Raw genomic sequence first — 4,039 nt, 5'->3', positions numbered from 1 at the left:
ATGACTTTCGCAAGAGATCTACTCTGTTGAATATCAAAAAAAACACAGATCAATAATACATGATTTATTTTATTTCATACTGAGAAAAAGACCTGAATTTATCGGTATGACATTAGAGGAGACATGGGATATTGAACCCAATTTCAAAAGAAATTCAACTCGTATGAAGGGAATTAAAAGATATGGATTTAAATTTATATCTCTTATAAATCCAAATATGAATGATTGGGTTAATTTTGCAGAGAACTATATTGCTGACAAAAGAACAGAAAAGTTAGATGGATTAAAAAACAACCTAATTCCTTTTTTAGAGTACTTACTTAAATATAATATTACTAATCCTATAGAATACATAACTAGAACTAGTTTTGATTCTGATTTTTTGAGTTTTTTAAATTTTAAGCATAGCAATTTAGCTGAATATTCGAAAAAAGATAGAGTATTCGAAGCTTATAAATTTATTGAATATTTGAGATTGACTTTATTTGAGAATGATCCCGACTCCCCTGAAACAGTATATGGATTTAATCCCCTAAAAAAAATCTATAATGATTTTCTAAGTATTAGAGACCCTGTTTTATCAGAGTCTAACAAAGTAGCGATGCCTGCTTGGCTTGTTCAAAAAATAAAAAAATTATATTTTCCTCTGGATTCAGAATACTTTTCTGAATGGATAAACTGTCACTTGGCACTTGAAAAAGACTTCGTAGAAGTCCCTGAAAATTTGATAGATAAAAATGATCCTGATTGCGTGTGGAGATCAAGAAACATACAGCAACGAGGTCAAATTTTTGAAATATGGAATCCAGTTACTGCAATATTATTTTTTTTATTATTACATACACCACTTCGAAATATTCAGATTAGAGCACTAGATTCTGGAGAATTTGATACATTTACTTTTAATATTAATAAATCTAAAAGTTGGTTTTCAAAAAATAATAACCCTCTGATTACCCATCACACGAAAAAACCTATTTGTCGTGGTGTATTTCATATCTCTGATATAAACAAATTAGATCAAGATTGTAACTCATTATTTATTAATACAAATAAAACCGCTGACATAGATAAAGCTGCAAATAACAAAGGCTATGTAATGCCCTTATTAAATGCCCATCACATCTTGTTTTGGTTGCATAAACTGCGTACTTGGCAACAAAAATATAACCCTATTACTAAAGCCACCCAATGGGAATCAATAACAAATTCCATATATTTTGGCACCTTGAATCCAAAAGTCGTACGACACCGCAATCCAGTAGCATTTCTTTTCCGCAGTGTAGCCAATAATCCTAACGAAAGTCACCTACCTATCCCTGCTGGTAACTGTCCTAATAGATGGTTGGATTTTTTACTATATGCAGAATTATATTTTAAAAACAACAACTTACTTGGAGAAGATAATGACCTAATAATCCTAACAAAGAACTCAGAAACCAATGAAAATAAAAAAAATCCTGTTTATACGCAACATGGCATGCGTGTAACTATGATTTCATTTTTAGTGCTTGATCTAGGAATCCCTTTGGAAATAGTTTCTAAGATGATAGCAGGTCATTCTAGTATTATTATGACTCTTCACTATACGAAACTTAATACCGCTTATGTCAGAGATATATTAGACGAAGCTGAACGTAAGGTACTAGATGCTCAACAACAAAATTCTTTAAGAAGTTTAAAGCAAAAAACTATCGATTCTCTTAGTAGTGAATTTGCATCTCTAGATGTCGTTAATGCACTCTCCTTAGCTAAAGGTTGCAATGAGTTAGGCTACATAGTCACTGAGGTTGGTATATGCCCAAATGGTGCCTCGCTATGCCATATTGGAGGGGAGTGTCTAACACCTGATAGAAACAAAAATATTGAATGGGCTTCTGTTCCTGGTTATCCAAAGAAAAATTGCATCAGATGCCGATTTAATTTGAGCAGTTTAGCCTTTATTAATGGTTTGAAATTCCAGTTTGACCAAGCTGTATATAATATCAATGAACTACAAACTGAAATTGCGAAGGTTTATTCCGAAATCAATCTGTTGGAATCAATTGAATATCAATCATCAATAAATAGCTTACCTTTTTCAGAGGTTAATAAATTAAGAAGATCTAGAGAAAGAGAAGTCGAAATTTCAGCTCAATTGTCTGAAAATATTTCTAATATGCAAGCTGCTCATCATCTTATACAAACATTAATAAAGCTTAATTCAGATTCTTCTAGCAATAATCATCAGCTTGTCACTATAGGAAATATAGGTGATTTACACACAAGCATATATGAAACCTCAAGTAAGCTTTACAGCCTGAGCATCGTATGTCAGCAAGCTGAAATATATCATACAGATGACGCTGGGAAATATGCAATAAAACAAGCTCAGGCTATAGATTGTATGTTAGACATGAATGGATTAAAGCCTATCATGTATAGGATCCCAACTGAGCTTCAACTTGCAGCGGGTAATAGTTTAATAAAACTTATGCAAAGCCATATGCCTAATGACACCATTATTGAGATTATGCCTTTTCTCGAATGTGAACGTAAATTAGAAGAAATTGGTTTACTACAACCATTTAAGGAAAAGATAGAACAAATGTCTATTCAATTAACAGCACCGTCAACCTTTAGTCAAGATTTTAAACTCAAATAAACAGAGGTAAAAAGAATGAATGATCCTGAAACATTATTTCAAGAGCTATATATCTCAGCTTCAGAAAGGAAAAAAAAAGTTTTGAAGAGAATTCATGATGCCTGTAAGTCTCAATATGAATTACATAAATCCAATGACTTTTCGGTGGCCACCATTTCAAAAATCATTGAAGATGAAGGACCGTCAGAAAGAGCTATACATAATAAAACAGGTGCAGATTATAAAGCTTTAATATTAGCTTGGGCTGCATTCGCTGGCCCTAAAAAAACTATAAAGAAGGTCTCTTATGCGAGCCAAGTTGAGCAGGAGCTTTCTCTTATAGAAGATATTGGCTTAAGAACCTTGGCATTAAGTTTATACTCTCAGCTTAAACAAAAAAAATCTGAAGTTAATCAACTTAGAAAAATTCTCGAATCTAATCTAACAATCAATTTAGCAACTAATCAAAAGCCTTCTGATCAATACATAGATCTAAATATAACTAAAATTGATACTTTACTCCCTATTGAGGTCTCTGCTTTACAAGAGGCAATAAGTAGGTCAACAATCGAAACGAACAATTGGATCATTGACGAAAATGGTGCAGTGAAAGCAGAAAGTGGGCGTAGAATATTTAGAGCTGGGTATGTTTCCGCTGTAAAGAAAATTTTATCAAACTATTGATTACCCTATGTGGATATCAAAAATATAAGCTTAATAACCAATCTGTAATCTAACTGACTTATTACAAAGACACTGTTATCAACAGTTGGATAAAGTGTCTTCACACTAGGTCTTAATACTGTTGTATTTGGTAACTTATAAATACTATTCGGCTCTTTTTCGCTCACCACGTGTATGCAACTTTCCACGCACCATAATTTGACCGTTAGTAAAAGTAACCTCCTCACGAATTTGGTGGGCTACCCATCCAGCTTGTTCTAATGCAGGGTTGATAAACTTGCTACAAATATCACGCTCAGACAACTTCTTTTTATCCATACCCCAAAACCATATTTTTTATTTGGAATTGAACTAAGCATAATGAATCCTAATGTTTTTTAATAGGCAAATTGAAGATTTATCTGATCAATTTAAAGTATTTCCATATTAAAATTCACTTATATTAAAATGTTGCATAAGTTTTTTTATGACATTTTTTTTGGTGCTTAAATCATTCAAAATTTGAAGATGTTCTTGTTGAATAACGTCAATTTGGCAAGCTATTTCTGGATACTCTGCCTTTAATTCACTAAGGCTTTGTTGCATAAACACTGTCTCTTATACACATCTGACGCTGCCGACGATCTTACGCGTGTAGATTTCTGTGGGCGGCGTGTCGTGCATCAAAACAAGATCAACAATACAGCAAAAATATCAATCACGATCATGTCAGAACAGATATCAGCTCACATG

At 32.7% G+C, this 4,039-nt stretch carries 3 protein-coding genes and 1 pseudogene; 2 read left to right on the top strand and 2 right to left on the bottom strand.

Translation table 11 applies throughout. From position 1 onward, the window contains the following. Positions 1-106 precede the first annotated feature (106 nt). Together BFN00_RS15485 and gmtX are read left to right on the top strand one after the other, a co-directional pair. Complete coding sequence (locus BFN00_RS15485; protein WP_071852333.1) at positions 107-2,644, top strand: VPA1269 family protein; 2,538 nt, start codon at positions 107-109, stop codon at positions 2,642-2,644. A 15-nt stretch (positions 2,645-2,659) separates the two neighbouring features. Then, positions 2,660-3,307, top strand: coding sequence for a gamma-mobile-trio protein GmtX (gene gmtX / locus BFN00_RS15480; protein WP_071852332.1), 648 nt, complete (start codon positions 2,660-2,662; stop codon positions 3,305-3,307). A gap of 147 nt (positions 3,308-3,454) precedes the next feature. Here gmtX and BFN00_RS15475 read toward each other — a convergent pair. Both BFN00_RS15475 and BFN00_RS16020 read right to left on the bottom strand, forming a co-directional pair. Continuing rightward, a pseudogene (locus tag BFN00_RS15475) lies at positions 3,455-3,625 on the bottom strand (EcoEI R domain-containing protein); the annotation flags it as partial. 108 nt (positions 3,626-3,733) lie between these two features. Then, positions 3,734-3,892, bottom strand: a complete 159-nt coding sequence (locus BFN00_RS16020) for a hypothetical protein (protein WP_171260816.1) — start codon at positions 3,890-3,892, stop codon at positions 3,734-3,736. Between the last annotated feature and the right edge of the window lie 147 nt (positions 3,893-4,039).

This window comes from Acinetobacter sp. AR2-3 (assembly GCF_001878775.1).
GTDB classification, from domain to species: domain Bacteria; phylum Pseudomonadota; class Gammaproteobacteria; order Pseudomonadales; family Moraxellaceae; genus Acinetobacter; species Acinetobacter lwoffii_D.
This window is presented reverse-complemented; position numbering and strand designations above follow the sequence as displayed.